At 39.7% G+C, this 21,680-nt stretch carries 24 protein-coding genes; 14 read left to right on the top strand and 10 right to left on the bottom strand.

What is annotated here, in order from left to right; translation table 11 throughout:
- From F3G88_RS10210 to uvrA, 4 genes are all read right to left on the bottom strand, one after another.
- Positions 1-218: hypothetical protein (locus F3G88_RS10210; RefSeq protein WP_188117456.1), on the bottom strand; the 218-nt coding region annotated here is incomplete at its 3' end.
- Positions 219-229: 11 nt separating this feature from the next.
- On the bottom strand, positions 230-508 hold the full coding sequence (locus F3G88_RS03235) for a hypothetical protein (protein ID WP_149715344.1): 279 nt from the start codon (positions 506-508) through the stop codon (positions 230-232).
- Complete coding sequence (locus tag F3G88_RS03230; protein WP_149715343.1) at positions 505-1,587, bottom strand: glycosyltransferase family 4 protein; 1,083 nt, start codon at positions 1,585-1,587, stop codon at positions 505-507. Before F3G88_RS03230 ends, F3G88_RS03235 begins: the two co-directional genes overlap by 4 nt.
- 45 nt (positions 1,588-1,632) lie before the next feature.
- The gene (uvrA, locus tag F3G88_RS03225) at positions 1,633-4,461 is read right to left on the bottom strand and encodes an excinuclease ABC subunit UvrA (protein ID WP_149715342.1); all 2,829 of its coding nucleotides are present in this window, start codon (positions 4,459-4,461) and stop codon (positions 1,633-1,635) included.
- 173 nt (positions 4,462-4,634) lie between these two features.
- On the opposite strand from uvrA, the gene F3G88_RS03220 reads away from it, so the two are divergent.
- From F3G88_RS03220 to F3G88_RS03155, 14 genes are all read left to right on the top strand, one after another.
- Positions 4,635-4,919, top strand: a complete 285-nt coding sequence (locus F3G88_RS03220) for an NADH-quinone oxidoreductase subunit I (RefSeq protein ID WP_002942606.1) — start codon at positions 4,635-4,637, stop codon at positions 4,917-4,919.
- 102 nt (positions 4,920-5,021) lie between these two features.
- The gene (ndk, locus tag F3G88_RS03215; RefSeq protein WP_087584078.1) at positions 5,022-5,435 is read left to right on the top strand and encodes a nucleoside-diphosphate kinase; all 414 of its coding nucleotides are present in this window, start codon (positions 5,022-5,024) and stop codon (positions 5,433-5,435) included.
- Positions 5,436-5,449: 14 nt separating this feature from the next.
- The gene (locus tag F3G88_RS03210; RefSeq protein WP_021085995.1) at positions 5,450-5,809 is read left to right on the top strand and encodes a DUF177 domain-containing protein; all 360 of its coding nucleotides are present in this window, start codon (positions 5,450-5,452) and stop codon (positions 5,807-5,809) included.
- A gap of 11 nt (positions 5,810-5,820) precedes the next feature.
- Positions 5,821-5,967, top strand: coding sequence for a 50S ribosomal protein L32 (gene rpmF / locus F3G88_RS03205; RefSeq protein ID WP_002942540.1), 147 nt, complete (start codon positions 5,821-5,823; stop codon positions 5,965-5,967).
- Positions 5,968-5,970: 3 nt separating this feature from the next.
- Positions 5,971-6,960 carry a phosphate acyltransferase PlsX gene (gene plsX, locus F3G88_RS03200; RefSeq protein ID WP_012001307.1) on the top strand — a complete coding sequence of 330 codons (990 nt, stop codon included), beginning with the start codon at positions 5,971-5,973 and terminating at the stop codon, positions 6,958-6,960.
- Positions 6,961-6,963: 3 nt separating this feature from the next.
- Positions 6,964-7,968, top strand: a complete 1,005-nt coding sequence (locus tag F3G88_RS03195; protein WP_149715341.1) for a beta-ketoacyl-ACP synthase III — start codon at positions 6,964-6,966, stop codon at positions 7,966-7,968.
- 198 nt (positions 7,969-8,166) lie between these two features.
- The gene (locus F3G88_RS03190; RefSeq protein ID WP_021086863.1) at positions 8,167-8,766 is read left to right on the top strand and encodes a peroxiredoxin; all 600 of its coding nucleotides are present in this window, start codon (positions 8,167-8,169) and stop codon (positions 8,764-8,766) included.
- A gap of 122 nt (positions 8,767-8,888) precedes the next feature.
- Complete coding sequence (locus F3G88_RS03185; RefSeq protein WP_103567624.1) at positions 8,889-9,971, top strand: PilZ domain-containing protein; 1,083 nt, start codon at positions 8,889-8,891, stop codon at positions 9,969-9,971.
- Between the two features lie 8 nt (positions 9,972-9,979).
- Complete coding sequence (locus F3G88_RS03180; RefSeq protein WP_103573313.1) at positions 9,980-12,268, top strand: ATP-binding protein; 2,289 nt, start codon at positions 9,980-9,982, stop codon at positions 12,266-12,268.
- A 59-nt stretch (positions 12,269-12,327) separates the two neighbouring features.
- Positions 12,328-12,939: a glycerol-3-phosphate 1-O-acyltransferase PlsY gene (gene plsY / locus F3G88_RS03175; protein WP_149706594.1), complete on the top strand. Its 612-nt coding sequence runs from the start codon at positions 12,328-12,330 to the stop codon at positions 12,937-12,939.
- Positions 12,936-13,262: a dihydroneopterin aldolase gene (locus F3G88_RS03170; protein ID WP_149715340.1), complete on the top strand. Its 327-nt coding sequence runs from the start codon at positions 12,936-12,938 to the stop codon at positions 13,260-13,262. The genes plsY and F3G88_RS03170 overlap by 4 nt, the downstream gene beginning before the upstream one ends.
- A gap of 76 nt (positions 13,263-13,338) precedes the next feature.
- A complete protein-coding gene (gene hsrA / locus F3G88_RS03165) occupies positions 13,339-14,010 on the top strand; it encodes a homeostatic response regulator transcription factor HsrA (protein ID WP_149715339.1) in 672 nt (223 codons plus the stop codon).
- A 38-nt stretch (positions 14,011-14,048) separates the two neighbouring features.
- On the top strand, positions 14,049-15,266 hold the full coding sequence (locus tag F3G88_RS03160; protein WP_187422192.1) for a sensor histidine kinase: 1,218 nt from the start codon (positions 14,049-14,051) through the stop codon (positions 15,264-15,266).
- Positions 15,267-15,269: 3 nt separating this feature from the next.
- Positions 15,270-16,718, top strand: a complete 1,449-nt coding sequence (locus F3G88_RS03155) for a Ppx/GppA phosphatase family protein (protein ID WP_149715338.1) — start codon at positions 15,270-15,272, stop codon at positions 16,716-16,718.
- Between the two features lie 740 nt (positions 16,719-17,458).
- Here the strand turns inward: F3G88_RS03155 and F3G88_RS03150 are convergent.
- From F3G88_RS03150 to F3G88_RS03125, 6 genes are all read right to left on the bottom strand, one after another.
- Positions 17,459-18,337 (bottom strand): excinuclease ABC subunit A, encoded by an 879-nt coding sequence (locus F3G88_RS03150; RefSeq protein ID WP_149715337.1) that lies wholly within the window; start codon positions 18,335-18,337, stop codon positions 17,459-17,461.
- Positions 18,334-18,651 (bottom strand): flagellar motor switch protein FliN, encoded by a 318-nt coding sequence (gene fliN / locus F3G88_RS03145; protein WP_002942551.1) that lies wholly within the window; start codon positions 18,649-18,651, stop codon positions 18,334-18,336. Before fliN ends, F3G88_RS03150 begins: the two co-directional genes overlap by 4 nt.
- Complete coding sequence (locus F3G88_RS03140; RefSeq protein WP_002942548.1) at positions 18,648-19,067, bottom strand: chemotaxis protein CheX; 420 nt, start codon at positions 19,065-19,067, stop codon at positions 18,648-18,650. The genes fliN and F3G88_RS03140 overlap by 4 nt, the downstream gene beginning before the upstream one ends.
- A 77-nt stretch (positions 19,068-19,144) precedes the next feature.
- On the bottom strand, positions 19,145-19,894 hold the full coding sequence (gene trpA, locus F3G88_RS03135) for a tryptophan synthase subunit alpha (protein WP_149715336.1): 750 nt from the start codon (positions 19,892-19,894) through the stop codon (positions 19,145-19,147).
- Complete coding sequence (trpB, locus tag F3G88_RS03130) at positions 19,887-21,068, bottom strand: tryptophan synthase subunit beta (protein WP_149715335.1); 1,182 nt, start codon at positions 21,066-21,068, stop codon at positions 19,887-19,889. The genes trpA and trpB overlap by 8 nt, the downstream gene beginning before the upstream one ends.
- A complete protein-coding gene (locus F3G88_RS03125; RefSeq protein WP_149715334.1) occupies positions 21,061-21,675 on the bottom strand; it encodes a phosphoribosylanthranilate isomerase in 615 nt (204 codons plus the stop codon). The genes trpB and F3G88_RS03125 overlap by 8 nt, the downstream gene beginning before the upstream one ends.
- Positions 21,676-21,680: the final 5 nt, after the last annotated feature.

The following is a 21,680-nucleotide window of genomic DNA, read 5'->3' as shown; positions in this document are numbered from 1 at the left end:
CCATATCTTGTAGCGACCTCATAGGCTGCATCTAAGAAATTTTTGCCATTTACTACAAATGGATAGTAGCTTTTATAGGCAGCATCAAGCTTATCAAAATTTTTATTTTTAAAATCATAAAAATTATGCAGGTGAAGGATCACTTTTATATCTTTATTCCAAGTTTTTATCTTTCTTGCTAAGCTCTCTATACCATTATGATAGTTTTGAAAATGCACAATATCAGGATTTATTTTTTTACCTCATTAAAAACTCTGTCATTATAAGAATAGACGTCCCAGCCTAATATCTTTTGAAAAATTCTTTTATAAATTTTTGAAAGACGAATTCTGTGGTGATAAACACCATCTCTATATTCTTTTAATGGTAAAAATTCATCATCTATGCAAATAGTGTGTGGCTCACAGAACCAAAGTCTCTTTGCTACTTCATTTGTCCAGGTCTGAACAGCGGCACCCTTTAGTGGGGGTATAGCGTAAAAGTTACTAATATATGCTACCTTTTTCATACCTCAACTAGCTCCTGTGCAAATTTTGACCACTCATACATGCCTTTTATACTCTCTCTTGGTCTTAAATTTTCTATATTTTCTAGCGTTAAATTTATCTTTTCTATCATGTCACTTTCATCAGAAATTTTAAATTTATACCCATTTACTCCATCTTTTATGATCTCTTTCATGCCACCGTTTAAGCTAACTACGCAAGGCTTGTTAGCGGCTAATGCCTCAATGACGGTTATACCAAAAGCTTCATGGCCTATGCTTGGTTGCAAGTAGACATCGCAAGCGTTATAGTACTCATTTAGCTCATCATGTCCGATAGCACCAACAAAAATAACCTTTTGCTCCAAGTTAAGCTTAGCAGCTAGCTCTTTTAGGCTTTGTAAATTTTCTCCATCACCAACTAGCATAAATTTGGCGTTTTTGATCTTGTCTATATTTTTTACCATCATGCCAAAGCCTTTCCATCCAACTACTCTACCTACGCTTCCTATTAAAATTTCATCACTTTTTACACCAAATTTCTCTCTTGTCTTCTCTTTTAGTGATGCATCTGGATAAAACTTCTCTTTATCTACGCCATTATAAACGACTTTAACCTCTCTGCCATATCTTTCTCTTAAAATCTCTGCATTTGCGTCGCTAACGCTAATGATCTTATCTATAAATTTGATAAAAAATTTATCAAAAAAGTAAAAATCCTCGCCACCGCTTACAAATACTGCTTTTAAATTCTTATCACGCCTCTTTAAAGCCCATGCAACAAAAAAATCAAATGGCTTATGTACAACTAAAATATCGAATTTCTCAGACTCTAAAAATTTTCTGGCATTAAAATAAAAACTAACTCTTTCAATAAATTTTCTAAATCTATTGCCTATTTTTACGACCTTTTCTCTAGGGCAAAAACCAAACATCTTTAGATCAATGCTACTGTCTTTTAAAAATGCTGGTATAAATTTACCTCTGCCAGTACAAATGGTCACCTCGTGTTCTTTGATAAGCTCCTTTGCTACTGAGTAGTAAAATGTCTCAACACCGCCAATTTTTAGTGCAGTTGTCACGTTATAAAGCAATATTTTCAAAATTTATCCCTTAATTTTTTCATAATATTAGCATAAAAGCTGGTCTTATTTTTTCTTCATCTCTTCAAGCTCTTGCGCTAGAAATTCCCCTGTGTAGCTGCCAGTTTTTTTGTAGTTTTTAGCTACATCTTTGACACTGCCGCACGCTATTACTTTACCGCCTTTTGCGCCGCCTTCTGGCCCCATATCTACGATATAGTCGCAGTTTTTGATGACATCCATATTATGCTCGATCACAAAGACTGAATTTCCAAGATCGACTAGGTGATTTAGCACTTTTACCAACCGATCGACGTCAGCAAAATGAAGTCCCGTCGTTGGTTCATCAAGGATGTAAAGCGTATTTCCAGTGTCGCTTCTACTAAGCTCTTTTGCTAGCTTCACGCGCTGCGCCTCGCCACCACTAAGTGTGACTGCGTTTTGTCCAAGCGTGATGTAGCCAAGCCCCACGTCTTGCAGTGTGGTGAGCTTTGAAGCGATCTTTGGCACAGCCTTAAAGAACTCAACCGCCTCATCTATGCTCATATTCAGCACCTCGGCGATATTTTTGCCTTTGTATAAAATTTCCAAGGTCTGAGCGTTATATCTAGCGCCATTACAAACGTCACAAACCACGTTGATATCAGGCAAAAAGTGCATCTCGATCGTAATCTCTCCCTCACCTTGGCACTTCTCGCAGCGCCCACCCTTGACGTTAAAGCTAAAGCGCCCTATTTTATAGCCTCTAAGCTTGGCCTCTTTAGTCTGCGCAAACAAATTTCTTATCTCATCCATCACACCAGTGTATGTCGCTGGATTTGAGCGTGGTGTGCGGCCTATCGGGCTTTGATCAAGATAGATCACCTTGTCCAAATTCTCAAGTCCGTTTAAATTTACCCCAGCTATCTTTTTCACTTTTTTAGCTCTATTTAGCTGCTCCTGCGCCTCTGGGAGCAAGGTCTGAAGCACTAGCGAGCTCTTGCCAGATCCTGAGACACCAGTGATGCCAACTAAATTTCTAAGTGGAAATTTAGCGGTTAAATTTGAGATGTTGTTGATATTTACATTTGAAATTTCAAGCCACTTCTCAGCTTTTCTATTTTTTTGATAGTCGATCCTTTTCTTACCATTTATGTATTGTGCAGTCTGAGTGTCTGAGCTTAAAAGCTCTTTTGCCGTGCCTGCAAAGACCACGCTACCACCAAATTTACCAGCTCCAGGGCCGATATCTACGATATAGTCAGCCTCCTCTATCGTCTTTTTATCATGCTCGACGACGATCACGGAGTTGCCTTTGGCTTGCAAATTTCTAAGTGTTTTTATGAGTTTTAACGTATCTCGCTCGTGAAGGCCGATACTTGGCTCATCAAGCACGTACATGACGCCACTTAGCCCACTTCCTATCTGGCTTGCGATCCTTATACGCTGCGCCTCGCCACCGCTGATCGTCCTAGCATCACGCCCAAGCGACAAGTAGCCAAGTCCCACGTCATACAAAAAGAAAAGCCTTTCGTTGATCTCTTTTAAGATAGGCTTCGCGATCGCCTTGTCGTAGTCGCTAAGATAGGCAAAATTTTTCTCATTTGAGAAAAAAGCGGTGCAGTTTTCTATGCTCATATCTAAAATTTCACCAAGTCCAAGGCCAGCGACCTTGACCGCTAAGCTTTGAGGCTTTAGTCTGTGGCCATTACAAGCGTCACAAATTTTCTCGCTCATATACTCGTCAAAGTCCTTATAATCCTTCAAGAGCCCGTGTGAAATTTTAACTACTCCGTCAAATTTTCTAAGCAGTTTATTTCGCTTCCAAAAGAACTCAACATCCTTGACGTTGCCATATAAAACGAGCCTTTTTTCATCTTCGCTAAGCTCATAATATGGCTTTTTGATATCGATGCCGTTTTGCTCACAAAAGGCAAGCAAAAATTTATAGTAATAGCTCATATTGTAGCCGTAAAGTAGCTTGATAGCACCGTTTTCTATCAACTTTTCCTCGTCGATGATCTTGCTCATATCTAGGCTATATCTTATACCAAGTCCGTCGCAGTGCTCGCAAGCGCCCTTTGGCGAGTTAAAGCTAAAGCTTAGCGGCTCAAGCGGCGTAAATGAAATTTTGCAGTCAAAACAAGCCATATGCTCGCTATAATGTATAAAACTCTCTTTTAAGCCAAGCTCGTCAGCGTTTGCGATCTCTATCTCGACCTCGCCAAAGCTCTCATTTAGCGCCTTTTCGACGTCACTTGCAAGGCGCTCGTGATTTTGCTCATCGATGGCGATCCTATCAACGATGACCTTTATCGTATGTTTTTTCGTTTTTGCAAGCTCGATCTCCTCATCAAGCCTCACCACCACGCCATCTATCTGCGCCCTTACAAAGCCTTTTTGACGTAAATTTTCGATCAGATCCGCCCATGTGCCCTTTTTCTCACGCACTAGCGGTGCATAGATGATCACTTTTGCGCCAAGTGGGAGCTTTGAAATTTCATTTATGATATCACTTGCACTCATTTTTGAGATAGGTTTGCCGCATTTATGGCAGTGCTGCACGCCAACCCTTGCGTATAAAAGCCTTAGATAATCATAAATTTCAGTGATCGTGCCAACCGTTGAGCGAGGGTTTTTTGAAGTTGTCTTTTGATCGATCGCGATAGCAGGCGTTAGGCCCTCGATCTTATCAACATCAGGCTTACCCACGCGGTCTAAAAACTGCCTAGCGTAGCTACTAAGGCTCTCCATGTATCTGCGCTGCCCTTCGGCATAGAGCGTGTCAAAGGCTAGCGTGCTTTTACCACTACCGCTAAGACCGGTAAAAACTACTAATTTATTTTTAGGAATTTCAAGGTTTAAATTTTTAAGATTGTGCTCTCTTGCACCAGTTATTTTTATAGTATCATTCATTAAATTTATACGACCTTTTTAAAATTTTAATCTGTAAATTTAGTCTAAAAGTTATAAAAACTTTATAAAGTAGTTTAGAGAAATTGAGTGTGCTATGAAAATTTAAGAGTATATTTATATCATTTTCAGTTTTTTTTGATATTCTACGCCAAAATTTTATTTAAGGAGAAAAAATGTCTGTAAAAATAACCGATATATGCATAAGCTGTGGTTCATGCATCGATGAGTGCCCAGTTTCAGCTATTGTAGATGATAGCGACAACCCAACTGGAGCAGATACATACTATGTTTATTCAAACAAATGCGTTGAGTGCGTAGGCTACAACGATGAGCCAGCCTGTGCATCTGCCTGTCCAACTGATGGCTGCATCGTTTGGGATGCTGTAGTAGCAGGACAACCTTCACGTGATCAAATCGGTGCTGACGCTCGCACTGGCAGCACTCCAGTTATCCAATAAATTTACAAAATTTAGGCTCAAATTTGAGCCTATTTTATTTTTAAGCTTTATTTGATATAATTGCCAACTTCATTTAAATAACCTAAATTTTAAGGAAAATTTATGCAAAGAACACTTTCTATTATTAAGCCTGACGCTGTTAAGAAAAATGTTGTTGGAAAGATTATAGATAGATTTGAAAGCAACGGCTTAAGAATCGCAGCTGCAAAGAAAATCAAACTTAGCAAATGCGATGCAAAAGCATTTTATGCAGTTCATAAAGATAGACCTTTCTTCAACGATCTAGTTGAATTTATGGTAAGCGGACCAGTTGTAGTTATGGTTTTAGAGGGCGAAAATGCAGTTGCTAAAAACCGCGAGCTAATGGGTGCAACTAACCCAAAAGAAGCAGCTCCTGGCACTATCAGAGCTGATTTTGCTGATAGCATTGACGCAAATGCAGTTCACGGAAGCGACAGCCTAGAAAACGCTGTAAATGAGATAAATTTCTTCTTTGCTTCAAGAGAAATTTGCTAATTTTGGACTAAAATTTGATTATTCCGTTTTCTAAAATAGCAAACAAAGAGATAAACTTTGAGCTAGTAAGAAACAATGATCTAGTTTTTAGTGGAATTTTAAAAAGAAAAGACCCTTTTTTGGTAAAATGTCAAGGCACCATAAAGGGCGAGATAAAATATATTTGCGATCGATGCGGTGATGAATTTATGTTGCCTATCGATCAAGACGTAGAGCTAAATTTAAGCGATGGTGTCTATAAAGACAGAGAAAACGAGCTTAGCGATACGGTTGAATTTTTTGATGGCAATATTGATTTAAAAGAAGTTTTTGAAAGTGAAATAGAAGCTTTTAAGAGCGATTATTTTTATTGTGAAAAATGTAAAAATTTATAAAGGAGAGTAAAATGGCAGTACCAAAGCGTAGAGTGAGTCATTCTCGTGCAGCAAAACGTAGAACACATTACAAAGTTACACTTCCAGTGCCTGTAAAAGACAAAGATGGTTCTTGGAAAATGCCTCACCGCATAAACAAAACAACAGGTGAATACTAAAATATGATTCGCATTGCTATTGATGCTATGGGTGGTGATTTTGGTGCAGAGCCTATAATATCTGGCGTTATCGAAGCACTGAAAGAGGCAGAATTTAAAGCTGTATTAGTTGGCGATAGCAATGCCATAAAACCACTCATCCCACAACCCTATTTAAAAAATATAGAATTTATAGAAGCTACGGAAGTCATCTCGATGTCAGACGGAGCCACAGACGCACTAAAAAGAAAAGATAGCACGATCTACAAAGCTGTTGAGCTTTTAAAAGAAAAAGAAGTCGATGCTGTCGTTTCTGCTGGTCACAGCGGTGCTACTATGAGTTTAGCTACGTTAAGAGTTGGTAGATTAAAAAATGTATCTCGTCCAGCAATCGCTACGCTTATGCCTAATTCAAAAGAGACAGCTACTTTGGTTTTGGACGTTGGTGCAAATGTTGATTGCAGAAGCGAACACTTGTTTCAATTTGCCATAATGGGCGAAGCCTATGCAAAAGAAATTTTAGGCAGAAAAGAGCCAAAAGTGGGTCTTTTGTCAAACGGCGAAGAAGAGAGCAAAGGCAATGAAGTCAGCAAAGAGGCCTTTAAACTAGTTTCTAGGCTTGATAGCTTCGTTGGTAATGCAGAGGGCAATCAAATTTTTGATGGCAGCATTGATGTCATGGTTTGCGACGGTTTTATGGGAAATATCCTATTAAAAACGAGTGAAGGTGTCGCTGACGCCATAGGCAAGATCATCAAAAAACAAGTTAAAAAATCACCTCTTGCTATGGCTGGATCAGTGCTCATGAGAAAAGTCTTTAAAACCCTAAAAAAACAGGTTAGCTACGATGAGTATGGCGGTGCTCCGCTTCTTGGCGTAAATGGCTGCGTCATCATAAGCCACGGCAAAAGCAACTCAAAAGCTATAAAAAATGCAATCTTTCAAGCAATTAAATTTGCTAACTCGAATATAAATAAAGTTATAGAAGAAGAACTTTCACACTTTGCAAGGTAAAATATGCCAAAAGCTTCATTGATCTCCATTGCGTCATATGTCCCAGAAAAAATTTTAACAAATTTTGATTTTGAAAAAATGGTTGATACGAGCGATGAGTGGATAGTGAAGCGAACCGGTATAGAGCAAAGACATATCGCAACGACTGAGATAACAAGCGATCTTGGCACAAAAGCTGCTGAGCTAGCTATAAAACGCTCAGGGCTTGAAAAATCACAAATCGATGCGGTAATCTGCGCTACAATATCTCCAGATCATCTTTGCATGCCTTCAACTGCATGCAAGATAGCTTCAAATTTAGGATTAAATTTTGGCATTACAGCTTTTGATATAAGTGCAGCTTGCACGGGATTTATCTATCTTTTAGAGCTTGCAAATTCTCTTATCGTAAGTGGCGTTAAGAAAAATGTCTTGATCATAGGAGCTGAAAAACTAAGCTCGATAATCGACTACACAGATAGAAGCACATGCATACTTTTTGGCGACGGAGCTGGCGCTGCTGTGATAAGTGCTAGCGAAGAAAACGAGATCATCGACATTCACACCGCAAGTGATGGCAGACAGGCTGAGCTTTTGATAACTCCGGGATGTGGTAGTGCATTTCCAGCTAGCGATGAGACGCTAAAAAATAGGCTAAATTTCATCCACATGAGTGGAAATGAGGTCTTTAAGATAGCGGTTCAAACGCTTAGCAAAAGCGTGATAGAAATTTTACACGCAAACAAAATGCAAAGCGAAGATATCGACTTTTTTATACCTCATCAAGCAAATATCAGGATAATAGACGCTGTAAAAAATAGGTTAAATTTCACCGACGAGCAGTGCGTTTTGACGGTTGCAAAATACGGCAACACAAGCTCTGCTTCGATCCCGATGGCGATAAATGATGCTTACGAGGATGGACGCATTAAAAATGGTTCAGTTTTACTTCTTGATGCATTTGGTGGTGGCTTTACTTGGGGTTCAGCGATACTAAAATTTGGCGGAAAAAATTTTAGCGATCTGTAATTAACCGCTTTTGCACCCAAAACTCTAAATTTAATAAAATTTCTACAACACCCTCTATAAATTTTAAAAAAATTTCCATTCATTTTCAAATGCATATTAAAATTACAATGTTTTAAATTTTCAGATCTATTTAATTAGAATTTAAATTTTTATGGATATAATTTCGCAATCAATAAAATTTATTATTAAGGAGAAAAAATGTTAGTAACAAAAAAAGCACCTGACTTTACAGCTGCAGCAGTTTTAGGAAACAATCAAATTGTAAATGATTTCAACCTTTACAAAAACATCGGCGAAAAGGGCGCTGTTGTGTTCTTCTACCCAATGGACTTTACATTTGTTTGCCCAAGCGAGATCATCGCGTTTGATAAAAGATACGACGAGTTCAAGTCACGCGGTATCGAAGTTATCGCAGTTTCTTGCGACAACCAGTTCTCACACTTTGCATGGAAAGAGACTCCAGTAAATAAAGGTGGTATCGGCAAAGTTCGCTTCCCAATCGTAGCTGACATGACAAAATCAATCGCTCGTGGCTTTGACGTACTTCTAGAAGACGCTGGCGTAGCACTTCGCGGATCATTCCTACTTGACAAAGATGGCACAGTTCGCCACGCAGTTATAAACGACCTACCACTTGGCAGAAACATCGACGAGATGATCAGAATGGTAGATACTATGTTATTTACAAATGAGCACGGCGAAGTTTGCCCAGCTGGCTGGCACAAAGGTGATTCTGGTATGAAACCAAGCACTGAAGGTGTTGCTGACTACCTTTCACACAACGAAAGCAAACTATAATTATTCAAATTTCTAGGCAGCTTTGCCTAGAAATTCTCTCTCTACACAAATTTAAATATTTTTTTAATATAACTTTATATATGATAGCAATGTTTTAATAAATAACCTTTTTTGGAGACCCCATGGAGTTTAAGGGCAGGCAAGAACTTGTCGAAAATTGCGAGGATTGCATACTTGGTTTAAGAGCTAAATTTATAGATGAGGGCATCAAATTTTGCAGACAATTAACCCTTGTGGTGCCGCACGAGCAGATGAAAATTTGCCTTGAGAGTATCTTTGACGCGCTACTCATCCAAAAACCAAATGCCACACAAATTCGCGACGACTTAAACAGCCTAATACCAAAACTAAACGCAAAAGACGAGCTGATAAATTTCTTGCTCTTAAATTTGACACTAAATTTTAGTCACGCCTGCGACGACGCAGTATATGTTGGCTATTTTGTAAATGCCGTCTCAAGGTTGAAAGAAATTTTATATAACGCCGAAAATCATCAAGAGACCACAGTAAAAGAGATGATCGATACTGGCTCATTTTTCTACGAAGATCCGATCAACACATTTACACGCATGAAAAACGCCAAGGTCCGCCCTGAGTTTTTAAATTTATACGACGGACTAAATATAAAATACGAAGCCGAAATTTTAGAGGTTAAAGAAGATAGCGTCGTTTTTCGCGTAGATATGATGCAAATTTTAGCCATGAAGCAAGATGGCAAGGGCTTCATCCTACCAAATAGCTTCTTCTCAAAGCAACTTCGCGCCGACATCATCGACTACAATATTGCCGATAAAAGCGTCACTCTTTCAAATTTCTCACGCACAGCGACCATGCATGCAAACAAGAGAAAATTCCAGCGCGTCTTACCAAACCGCTTTACCAAAATTTCTCTAAAAGGAGAGCAAGGCGAGCTTGTTGGCAGCCTTTACGACATCTCAGAGGGCGGCATAAGTATATTGAGCTCACAAGCTACAAATTTTAAAGATGGCGAGGAGTTAGAGGCAAATTTTGACATCTTGCTCTCACCAGATGAAGTAAAAAACGTCTCCTTAAAGCTAAAACTTGTCACCGAGCTAGCATACAAGGGCTACATCAGATACTGCATGCAGCTAGTTGATGATGACAAAACGATAAAAGACTTCACGCAAAAGCGCGTCAAAGAGACGCTTGACGAGCTTCGCTCACGCATAAATTTATACGAATAAGGCAATTAGTGAAAACCATACAAGAGAATTTAAAACTTTTTTACATCGGACTAAAAGATAAAGAGCCATTTTTTTATAAAAACAAGGACCTAACCACCCATGCAGCTATTATTGGCATGACTGGTAGCGGTAAAACAGGCCTTGGTATCACGCTTTTAGAAGAGGCCTGCATAGATAACATCCCCTCTATCATCATCGATCCAAAGGGCGATATCACAAATTTAGCCCTCACCTTTCCGCAGATGAGAGCGGAGGATTTTTTGCCATACGTCGATGAAGCAGAGGCTGCAAATAAAGGTCAAAGCGTAGAGGAATTTGCCGCCGCTCAGGCTGAGCAGTGGAAAAACGGCATAGAGTCGAGCTTTCAAGACCTTGAGCGAGTAAAAATTTTAAAAGATAGCGCTAGCTTTAACATCTACACACCAAAAAGCTCATCTGGCATAGGCGTGGCGCTACTTAGCGACTTTGCTTGTCCTAATATTAGTGACGAGGAAATTTTTAGCAACTATATAAATTCGCTAGCAGCCTCGGTGTTATCGCTTATTGGCATGAGTTCTGAGGATATGAGCTCAAAAGAACAGCTGCTAATATCCACTATATTTGAGAGCAAATTTAAAGAGCAAAAAGACGTCAGCATCGAAGAGCTCATAAATTTCATAGCAAATCCGCCGTTTAAAAAGATAGGCGTTTTTGACGTGGATACCTTCTATCCAAGCAGTGAGCGCCTAAAGCTTGCCATGAAGATAAACGCACTCATCGCAAGTCCAAGCTTTAAGGGCTGGACGCAGGGCGTTAGACTTGAAATTTCAAAGATGCTTTTTGACGAAAACGGCAAAGCAAAGTGCAACATCTTTACGATCTCACACCTAAATGACGCTGAGAGGATGTTTTTTGTCACCCTTTTACTAAACGAGATCATCGCGTGGATGCGTGGCACAGAGGGCACTAGCTCACTTAGAGCGATCCTATATATGGATGAAATTTTTGGCTTTTTTCCGCCAAACGCAAATCCTCCGTCAAAAACGCCTATGCTCACGCTCTTAAAACAGGCCCGTGCATTTGGTCTTGGCTGTGTTTTAAGCACGCAAAACCCGGTCGATCTTGACTACAAGGGCCTTAGCAACATCGGCACTTGGTTCATCGGTCGCCTCCAGACAGCGCAAGATAAGGCCCGCGTGATCGACGGCCTAAGCGGCATCGCAGGCTCAAGCTTAGATAAAGCCTCACTTGAAAATCTCATATCAAATTTAGCCAAAAGAAATTTCTTACTCAAAAATATAAACGAGGACGGCCTAAACGTCATCTCCACGCGCTGGGCACTTAGCTATCTAAAAGGCCCGCTAAGCCGCGAGCAAATTTCAAATTTGATGAAAGATAAAAAAGAAAATTTAAGAAGCCAAAGTGTAGATAAAAGCGAGATGAAATTTAGCGCAAAACCTATCATCTCAAGTGCGATCATGCAGCTCTATACCAGCTCAAAAAGCCTCACACCAAATTTACTAGCAAGCGCAAAGGTTAGAATTTATGATGCCAAAAAGAGCATTGATAGCATTTGCGAAGTGAGCTACCTTTATGAGCTTAGCGAAAACGACAAAGAGCCAAACTGGAGTGAGGCTAGCGAAGGCATGCGCGTTGATGCAAGCGAAAATGAGCCAAGCGGTGCAAGCTTTGCTGCTGTGCCAAATTTCATAACTAGCGCTAAAAATTTTGACGCTTTAGAAAAAGATTTTAAAGAGTTTTTATATAGAAATTTCAAATTTAACACCTTTGAGGCGATGGGAATTTACTCAAAAGAAAACGAGTCAAAAGAGGAGTTTTTCATAAGGCTTCAAGATAAGTGCAATGAAATTTTAGAGGAGCAAACCGCAAAGCTCACGGCTAAATTTGAAAAAGAGCAAAAGAGCTTGCAAGATAAGCTAAACAAAGCCCTTGCAAAGCTTGATAAAGAGCAAAAAGATATGACAGCAAGCGGCCTTGACGCAGCTATAAGCATAGGGGCAAGTATATTTGGAGCGATATTTGGCAACAAACTCTTATCTCGCCAAAATGCCGGCAAGATCGCATCAAGTGCTAGAAGCGCAAACAAGGTCTTAAAAGAGCGAAGCGACGTCAAGCTTAGCGAGCAAAGCGTAAATGATATAAATTTGGCCATAAGCGAGCTTGAAGAGAAATTTGCACAAGAGTGCGATGCACTAAAAGAGGCAAATGATATTAAAAACATCACGATAAATGAAACGCAAATTTCGCCAAAGAAAAGCGATATCTACGACGAAAAAGTCGTGCTTTTGTGGAGATGATTTATAAAAAAATTAGAATTTTTTTAATATCATTTCTCTTTAAATTTAAAAGGTAAAATATGCAAAATTTAATACTTTATGCCATTAGCTACCTGCTTGGCAGCATCCCATCTGGGCTCATACTAGCAAAAATTTTCGGACATGTTGATATAAAAAAAGAGGGCAGCAAAAGCATAGGCGCGACGAATGTTTTAAGGGTTTTAAAGCAAACTAACCCAAAACTCGCCAAAAAACTAGCCATTTTAACCGTAGTTTGTGACGTGTTAAAGGGCGTTTTGCCACTCATCATAGCCTCTTTGCTTGGAGCTAGCCAAAGCGTGCTTTGGACGATGGCAGTTTTAAGCGTTGCGGGGCATTGTTTTTCTATATTTTTAGGCTTTCAAGGTGGCAAAGGCGTGGCAACTGGGGCTGGCGTGCTCGCATTTTTCTTGCCAGTTGAGATAATAATCGCTCTTGTCGTTTGGTTTTTGGTCGGTAAATTTTTAAAGATAAGCTCTCTAGCCTCGCTATGCGCGCTGATAGCTCTCATCGCATCAAGCTTTATCATCCACCCAGAGCTTGATGAAATTTACACTCACGCGCCGATCCTTATCATCGCATTTTTGGTAGTTTATAAACACATACCAAATATCGTTCGCCTGCTTTCAGGCAAGGAGCAAAAAGTCGTATGAAAAGTGAAATAACAACGATCATTAAGGATTATAAATTTCAAACCGTTATCGGGATGTTTGACTTTGAGCGAGTTGCAAAGCAAGAGGTAAAAGTAAGCTTAGAATTTCGCTCAACTAGCTTGATTGATTATGTTTTGGTGGCGGATTTTATAAAAGAATTTTACAACGAGATGAAATTTCAAAGCGTAGAAGAGTCGCTAGAAGCAACCTGCAAAGCGCTAAAAGAGAGGTTTGGCTCGCTTACTAGCTTAGATATGGAGATTTTAAAAACCGAGATTTTACCAAATGCAATTGTCGGTGCAAAAATCAGCACTGTTTTTTAAAAATTTATTAAAGTATCTTGAAATATTTCTTAATTTATGATACAATCGACCATAAATTTTAGTTTAAGGAAAAGAAATGCGTATTTTAATAGTAGAAGACGAAGTAACGCTAAATAAGACGATTGCTGAGGGGTTGCAAGAGTTTGGCTATCAGACAGATATCTCTGAAAATTTCAAAGACGCTGAGTATTACATCGGCATCAGAAACTACGACTTAGTTTTAACTGACTGGATGCTTCAAGATGGTGACGGCGTTGATCTTATAAACATCATAAAACATAAATCTCCACGCACTTCAGTTGTAGTTCTTTCTGCAAAAGACGACAAAGAGAGCGAGATAAAAGCGCTTAGAGCTGGCGCTGATGACTACATCAAAAAACCATTTGATTTTGACATTTTAGTAGCTAGACTAGAGGCTAGACTACGCTTTGGTGGCACAAATATCATCAAGATAGACGAGCTTATCATCAACCCTGACGAAGAGAAGATCACATATCTTGGCCGCGACATCGAGCTAAAAGGTAAGCCATTTGAGGTGCTTACTCACCTTGCAAGACACTCGGATCAGATCGTATCTAAAGAGCAACTACTTGACGCTATCTGGGAAGAGCCAGAGCTCGTAACTCCAAACGTTATCGAGGTTGCCATCAACCAAATCCGCCAAAAAATGGACAAACCGCTAAATATTTCGACAATAGAAACTGTTAGAAGACGCGGATATAGATTTTGCTTTCCCAAAAAAGCTTAAGAAATAGATTTATACTGCAATTAGCATCTGGTGCGATGATGCTAATTGCCGTTGTTTCGGTGATGCTCTATCACTACATAAGAGTCACCGTTTTTCAAAGCGTAGTTAATGAACTAAATCAGCAAGCAGCAGATTACAAAAACAATCCACAAAATTTCAATCCTAACAATCTAAAAACTTTTACTATAGAAATCCCAAACAAAACTTTAGCCACCGTAAAAGCGGGCGAGCTTAAAGGCGAAAAGCCCTACCTTGTGATGCAAAAAATAAAAGATAAGAGCATAACCACTCTAACAACAAGGCTAGATGACAGCAGCTACTTAGTCCTAGAAAAAGAGACGACGCTTCAAAGCCAGATAGTCGAAGAAATTTTTATAGATATTATAATCGTAAATGTCACAGCGATACTTTTGGTGCTATTTTATGCACTATTTTTATCAAGAATGCTTTTAATACCTATAAAAATTTTAAGTCACAAGCTTACAAATTTAGATGAGAAATTTCTAAAAGAGATTGATATCAAAAGCTTGCCAGATGAGTTTTTGCCACTTGGTAATAGCATAAATAGGCTAATTGCTCGCATACAAACTTTTGTCTTATACCAAAAAGAGCTTTTTGTAGGTGTTGCACACGAGCTAAAAACTCCACTTGCCGTCATGAAAACCAAAAACGAAGTTACGCTTTTAAAACCACGCGAGAGCGAAAAATATATAGAAGCGCTAAAATCAAACAACGAAGCGATCAACGGCATGAACGCTATGATAGGCTCAGTCCTTGAGATCGGTCGTCAAGAGGGTGCGCAGTTTGAAGAGCCAGTAAATACCGACGTGATCGCATTTTTGAAAAAACTAGGCAAAAACTACGAGGTGCTCGCAAAAGGTAAAGAAAAAAATCTCGCACTCGATCTAAAACCTGAAATTTTTAACCTAAATATCCAAACTAGCCTACTAACTCACATCGTGCAAAATTTCGTCCAAAATGCTATCAAATTTTCTCCAAAAAATAGCACGATTACGATTAGCTCAAGGGTTGAAAAGAGCAAATTTATCATCGAGGTTGCCGACGAAGGCGTGGGCATAGACGAGAGCAAGGACTTGTTTGCTCCATTTAAAAGATACGGCAACAAAGGTGGTGCTGGACTTGGACTATTTCTAGCAAAAGGCGCAGCACAGGCACTTGGAGCTGAGATATCTATCAAAAATAGAGAGAACACAAACGGAGCAGTTGCAAGCCTCGTTTTAAATTTAAAAGGATAAAAAATGGCAAAGAGAACCGCAGTGATCGATCTTGGCTCAAATTCTATGCGTATGGCGATATTTGAGCGCACGTCACGCTTAGCATTTTTTATACTAGCTGAATACAAAACCAAAGTGCGACTAGGTGAAGGTGGATACGGCTCAAACAACGAAATTTCAGAAACTTCAATGCAAAAAGCGATCAAAGCTTTTGGCGAATTTGACAACATCATAAAAAGCTACAAATGCTCCAAAGTCCTATGTGTCGGCACTTCAGCGCTTAGAGATGCTCCAAACTCAGGCGTTTTGATCTCTCTTTTAAGAAAAAAACTTGGCATAAATTTAAAAGTAATTGACGGCAAAGAAGAGGCTACTTTTGGAGCGATAGCGGCTAAAAATTTGCTTCATAATCTAGCCGAGTGCGTCACTATCGACATCGGCGGAGGCTCGACCGAGCTTGCTAGGATAAGCAACGGCAAGATAGTCGATGTCCTCTCACTTGATATAGGCACAGTGAGGCTAAAAGAGCTATTTTTTGATAAGAAAAATTTAAACAAACTACCAAAATTTCTATCGCAGATCACGGCGCAGATAGATGAGCGATTTAAGTGTCCAAATTTAATAGCCATCGGCGGCTCTTTAAGAGCGATCTCATCGGCCATAATGAGCAAAAATTTATATCCGCTCTCATCGCTGCATGGCTTTTGCTACAAGCTTAGCGACGAGCAAGCCTACATCGAGAGCATCGCAAACGTTAGCGTGCTTGAACTAAATAAATTCCCTATAAAAAAAGATAGATACGACACCATTAGAGAGGGCGCACATATATTTTTAGCCCTTGCCAAGGCGCTAAATGCCAAAAACGTCATCACAAGTGGCGTTGGCGTAAGAGAGGGCGTCTTTTTAAAAGACTTTTTGCGTCCAAGCATTAAATTCCCAGAAAATTTTAACCCAAGCGTCAAAAGCCTACAAGATCGCTTCATCCTCTCTTGCAACAAAGCCGTGGCAAGATACGCAAAGGATATTTTTGTGGCGCTTAAAAAGCTTCATGGGCTAAATGAGAGCTATCTTGAGACGCTGCTAATTGCTGCAAAGCTTTACAACGTCGGTCAAGAGATAGGCTTTTACGGCGATCACAAAAACTCGGCTTATATCATACTAAATGCCCTAAACTACGGCTTCTCACACGAGCAGAAGGCACTAATAGCCACGGTAGTTGGCACAAATGGCAAGAAAAATATTTATGAGTTTGAAAAGTATAAAAATTTACTACCAAAGGCTGAGTGTGTAAGGTGGCTAAGTTTCATCCTTGCGCTAGCCAAGGCACTTGATATAACCTGTGAGAAGCTAAATTTAAGCTTTGAGTTTAGCGGCCACACACTAAAAATAGAGGGTGCAAAAGAATTTGCTATGGCAAAAGAAGAGATAAAAAAGATCGCAAAACCTGAAATTTTTGCCATTTCGTTTGTGTAAATCAAAAAGCTAGCGATCAAATTTATAAATTTATTTTCTAAAAATAAAAAAAAAAGGGGGGGGGTAAAGGCTTCTATTTTACTTTGTAGGCTCGCAATGCAAGTCAGATACGAAGTCCCCCCCCCACTCTTTTTATCCTTCAGCACACGTTCAAAGTATGCAATAGTGCCAAAGTGCCATGTTCTTAGTGTGAAACAAATTTTAAAATTTCATGAACAAGTAATTTCGGCTCTAAAATTTGAGCTAAGCGGTAAGCGAAGTCAAATTTTAGTAGTCAATTCATAGGGGTGAGTGAAATTTTAAAATTTGCAAAAAGCTTTATTAAATTTGTAAATTTCTTTTTATTCAAAAGGGAGACAAGGGGACTTGAATTACGAAGCCGTCCCCTTATCCCCCTTTTTAAATCCCCCAATCCCCTCGCACGTTCAAAGTGCATGCGTCAGTGCTGAAGCACTGCATGCGGTTAAAAAAATACGATAAATTTTAAAATTTCATGAACAAGTAATTTCGGCTCTAAAATTTGAGCTAAGCGATAAGCGAAGTCAAATTTTAGTAGTCAATTCTTGGGAGTGAATGGAATTTTAAAATTTTGCTCACTATATAAATTTATCAAGAGTGAGACAAAAAAAGGAGGGGCTTGAACTTTTTTCGCAAGCGATTAACTGCTTGTCAAAGCATGAAACTGTTTTTAAAATTTACAAGAAGAGTTTAAAAAATTTTAGTATCACAACAAAGCGAAGTTAAAATTCCCCGCTCATTTTATCTTTGTAGTTATTTAGGCTATTTTGGCGCTCTTGCAAAAATGAGCCAAGTTTTTTCTTATTTTCTTCAAAAAATACCGCAAAGTCCTGCTCATTTTGGATCTTCTCCTCGCCAAAGCTATCAAGCATGACGTTTGAGTTGCCAACTATCACTAAATAGCGTCTATTTTCGTAGCTTAGAAGCATTAGCTTGTTTGTGCGGTCAAGATATTTTTCATAGATGATATTGACGCCGCTATTTTGGTTTTTAAGCAGCCAGTTCATCGACTTTGTGTCGTTTTGTGGTTGATTTTGTGGCGTTTTGAACCCGCTAAAATCACTACTTTTTGAAGTGATATATCTTTTAAAAACATATAAAAATATAAGAAGCGCGATGAGCACACTTAGGACGATGAAGTATCTCGAATCAATATTAACCATAGGTTCATTTTCTGTCTTTGGCGTGCTAGCAGTTTCTATCTTTGCGCTAGCTTGTGGCATATTTTGCACTTGCGTTTTTGTGTTTTTTAGTGTTACGCGGATGCGAAGCCCGAAGCTATCTGTTGTCTTTGAAGCATTGACGATGATGGCGTCATTTGAGCGTAAATTTAAGACCAGAGAGTTTTGCTTTGGCTCAATATCTAGCTCTTGAATGATCTTTGAGTTTATATCCTTGCTTGTGCTTTGATCGTAGCTTAGAGAATTTAGTATCAAAGAGGTCGTATCTTTTTCACGCTTTTGAAAGATGTTGCCCTCATACGGCGCATCAAAGCTAAGCATGATGTCGACCCTGTCGGTGCGCTCATAGATGTTGTATGTTAGCAAGTTTGAGGCAAAGATCTGCGTAGCAAAAAGCACAAAAAATAGTATAAATTTCATAAAAGTTCTTTTTTGAAGTACTGAATAACTGACTTTGAGTCCAAAATTTCATTTATCCTGATGGCTAAATTTTTCTCATAAACCATTACTTCGCCTTTTCCAAAAATTCTATTATTTATATATAGCTCCACGCTCTCGCCAGCTGGTTTTTCGAGGTCTATGACCGAGCCAGCTTCAAATTTCAAAAGCTCATTTATGCTAACTGTGGTAGTTCCTAGCTCAGCTATAAAATCAACACTTATATCCATAAGCTCGTCATAGCTCTTAAAAAGCCCTAGCTGTTCTAGTGTCTCTATCGCACCTTCGTCGTTCATTGTATCTTGTAGCCTATTTGAAATGTTCTATTTTTTATCTTATATATAAATTTCTCTTTTAGCTTTATGCCAAAATTCTCAACCTCGCCCAAAAACTCAGGCGTTCCAAGTTTATAAGCATTTGGCTCTTTTTCATTTAGCAGGTTTTTAGCCTTGCCAATGATCTGATTGGCTATCTCTTTACAAAGATCGTCCAGATCGCCACCATCGACATCTTCGTGACCAAAAAAGGCATTCATAAAAATTTTCAAAGTATCTTTTTTAAAAAATAGATAAAACTGATACTCGCTTTTACCCTTATAAACTGGTATGCTAGCCCCGTAAAATCCTTTACCAAGGCTCTTGCCAAACTCTAAATCGAGCCCCAAAGTATCCTTGCAAAGATAGCTTGTGGCTTCATCTATAACTTTTCTCATATCTCTTCCTTAAGACTTGAAATGCGCGTTAATTATACTTTGGCTTTACTAAATTAGCTATAAATTTATTAAGCATTTCAAAAGAGTTTATCGACCTCTTTAACTAGCTCTTTCGCGCTAAATTTGGCGCAAAGCTTGACTATTTGTGTGCCTATGATCGCAGCGTCAGCATATTTTTTCACTTCGCTAACATCATCTTTATTTTTGATGCCAAAGCCCACAGCCACTGGTAGATCGCTCTTTTTCTTAAGCTCTAGGACTAAATTTTTTATCCTATCTTCATCAGCTCTTTTTGAGCCGCTAACGCCGATAGCACCTAGCACGTAGATAAATCCTGAGCCAAATTTTAATATCTCATCCGCCCTACCCCCAGAGGTGACGCTAATAAGTGGCACAAGGCATAAATTTAACTCCTTGCATTTTAGAGCAAACTCCTCGCACTCCTCACAAGGCAGATCTGGCACGATAAAGCCGCTAACTCCAGCTTCACGTGATCTTTTTAGAAATTTATCAACGCCATAAGCAAAGATGATGTTGTAATAAACTAGAAAAACAAGTGGCTTTGTCACTTTTGCCTTGCAGCCCTCAAGCATGTCAAAGACAACGTCGGTATTTACGCCACTTTGAGCTGTCTCAAAGCTAGCTTGCGCGATGAGTTTGCCATCAGCCAGCGGGTCAGAGTACGGGATGCCGATCTCAAGCAGATCAAGCGTGCTCTCATCTAAAGTTTCTAAAAATTCCTTAGTTTTTTCTAAGCTTGGATAACCAGCCACGATGTAGCCGATGTTTGCCTTTTTGCCGTTAAATGCGTTTCTTACCTTATCCATAAATTTTTCCTTTTTCGTAGCCGATAACTGTGTTTATGTCCTTATCGCCCCTGCCTGAGATATTTACGACGATGACGCTTTTTTTATCAAGTTTTGGGCAAAGCTTCTCTAGATACGCCACCGCATGCGCGCTCTCGATGGCTGGGATGATGCCCTCCATCTTACTTAGAAAATACAAGGCATTTATGCACTCATCGTCGGTCACGGCTTCGTATCTTACCCTTTTGATGTCGTTTAGGTGGGCGTGCTCTGGGCCGATGCCTGGGTAGTCAAGACCTGCTGAGATGCTATGAACTGGCGAGATCATGCCGTACTCATCTTGCAAGACGGTCGTTTTCATGCCGTGGATGATGCCGGTTTTGCCTTTGCTAAGCGTAGCTGCGTGATAAGGGGTATCTATGCCAAGGCCGCCAGCTTCTATACCTACTAAATTTACGCTCTTATCGTCCAAAAACGCACTAAAAATGCCAATAGCATTACTGCCACCACCAACGCAGGCGATGACGTAGTCGGCCTTTTTGCCGTAGTCTGCAAGCTGGGCTTTTGCCTCTGTGCCAATCACGCTTTGAAAGTCACGCACGATCTTTGGATATGGGTGCGGGCCAACGGCTGAGCCGATGACATAAAATGCGCTTTCTATCTCATTTACCCACGCTTGTATTGCCGCTGTAGTCGCCTCTTTTAGCGTTTTTAAGCCATCTTCTACGCTCACCACTTTTGCGCCAAGAAGCTGCATACGAAAGGCATTTAGCTGCTGTCTAGCCACGTCTGTAGCTCCCATATAGACATCACACTCTAAGCCCAAAAGTGCCGCTGCAGTAGCTGTTGCCACGCCGTGCTGGCCAGCTCCAGTCTCAGCTAAAATTTTCTTTTTACCCATCTTTTTAGCAAGCAGAGCTTGAGCTAGGGCGTTATTTATCTTATGCGCGCCCGTGTGGTTTAGATCCTCTCTTTTTAGGTAAATTTCATGTCCGTAATACTCGCTCAGGCGCTTTGCAAAAAAGAGCGGGCTAGGCCTGCCAACATAGTTTTTCAAAAGATCATTAAGCTCGTCTTTAAACTCTTTTGTCTTTGCGATGCTCTCATAAGCATTTTCTAGCTCATCAAGGGCAAACATCACCGTCTCAGGCACGAACTGCCCGCCAAATTTTCCAAAATACGCCTTACTATTCATCTTCTACCTCACCTATGATCTTTAAAATTCTCTCTATCTTTTGCGCATCTTTTATGCCGTTTTCGTCCTCGACTTTTGAGTTGATATCGACTAGATATGGCCTAAATTTGAGCGCCTCTCTTATGTTGTGCTCGCCTATGCCCCCAGCCATGCCAAATTTAAATTTAACCTCTTTTAAAATTTCCCATTCAAAGCTAGTGCCGTTTCCGCCAGCATTTTCGCCCTTGCAGTCAAAAAGCGCAATGTCAAAATGCTTAAAATCAACCTCTGGCAAGCTATCTTTCACGCTAAAAACCTGCCAGATCTCAAGCCCCATATCTTTTAAATTTGCACCTAAATTTTCACTGATCGCTCCATGCACCTGAGCCACGTCAAGACCAGCAAACTGGCAAATTTCCATTATCTCGCAATCACTTTGCAAAGCAAAAACACCAACCACTTTTTTGCCCTTGCTGTGAGCAAATTTCGCTATCTGCCTAGCTAAATTTAGCTCAACCCTTCTTTTACTTTTGGCAAATATCAGCCCGATAAAATCAACATCCAAAGCGCAAACCGCACTCGCCTCATCTAGCGTTTTGATACCACAAATTTTAACTAGAGATTTCATTTTTG

Origin of the sequence: Campylobacter concisus, from assembly GCF_902460675.1 — a bacterium.
Lineage (GTDB): Bacteria > Campylobacterota > Campylobacteria > Campylobacterales > Campylobacteraceae > Campylobacter_A > Campylobacter_A concisus_AJ.
Note: the sequence above shows the minus strand (reverse complement) of the source record. Positions and strands in the feature narration are given on the sequence as shown.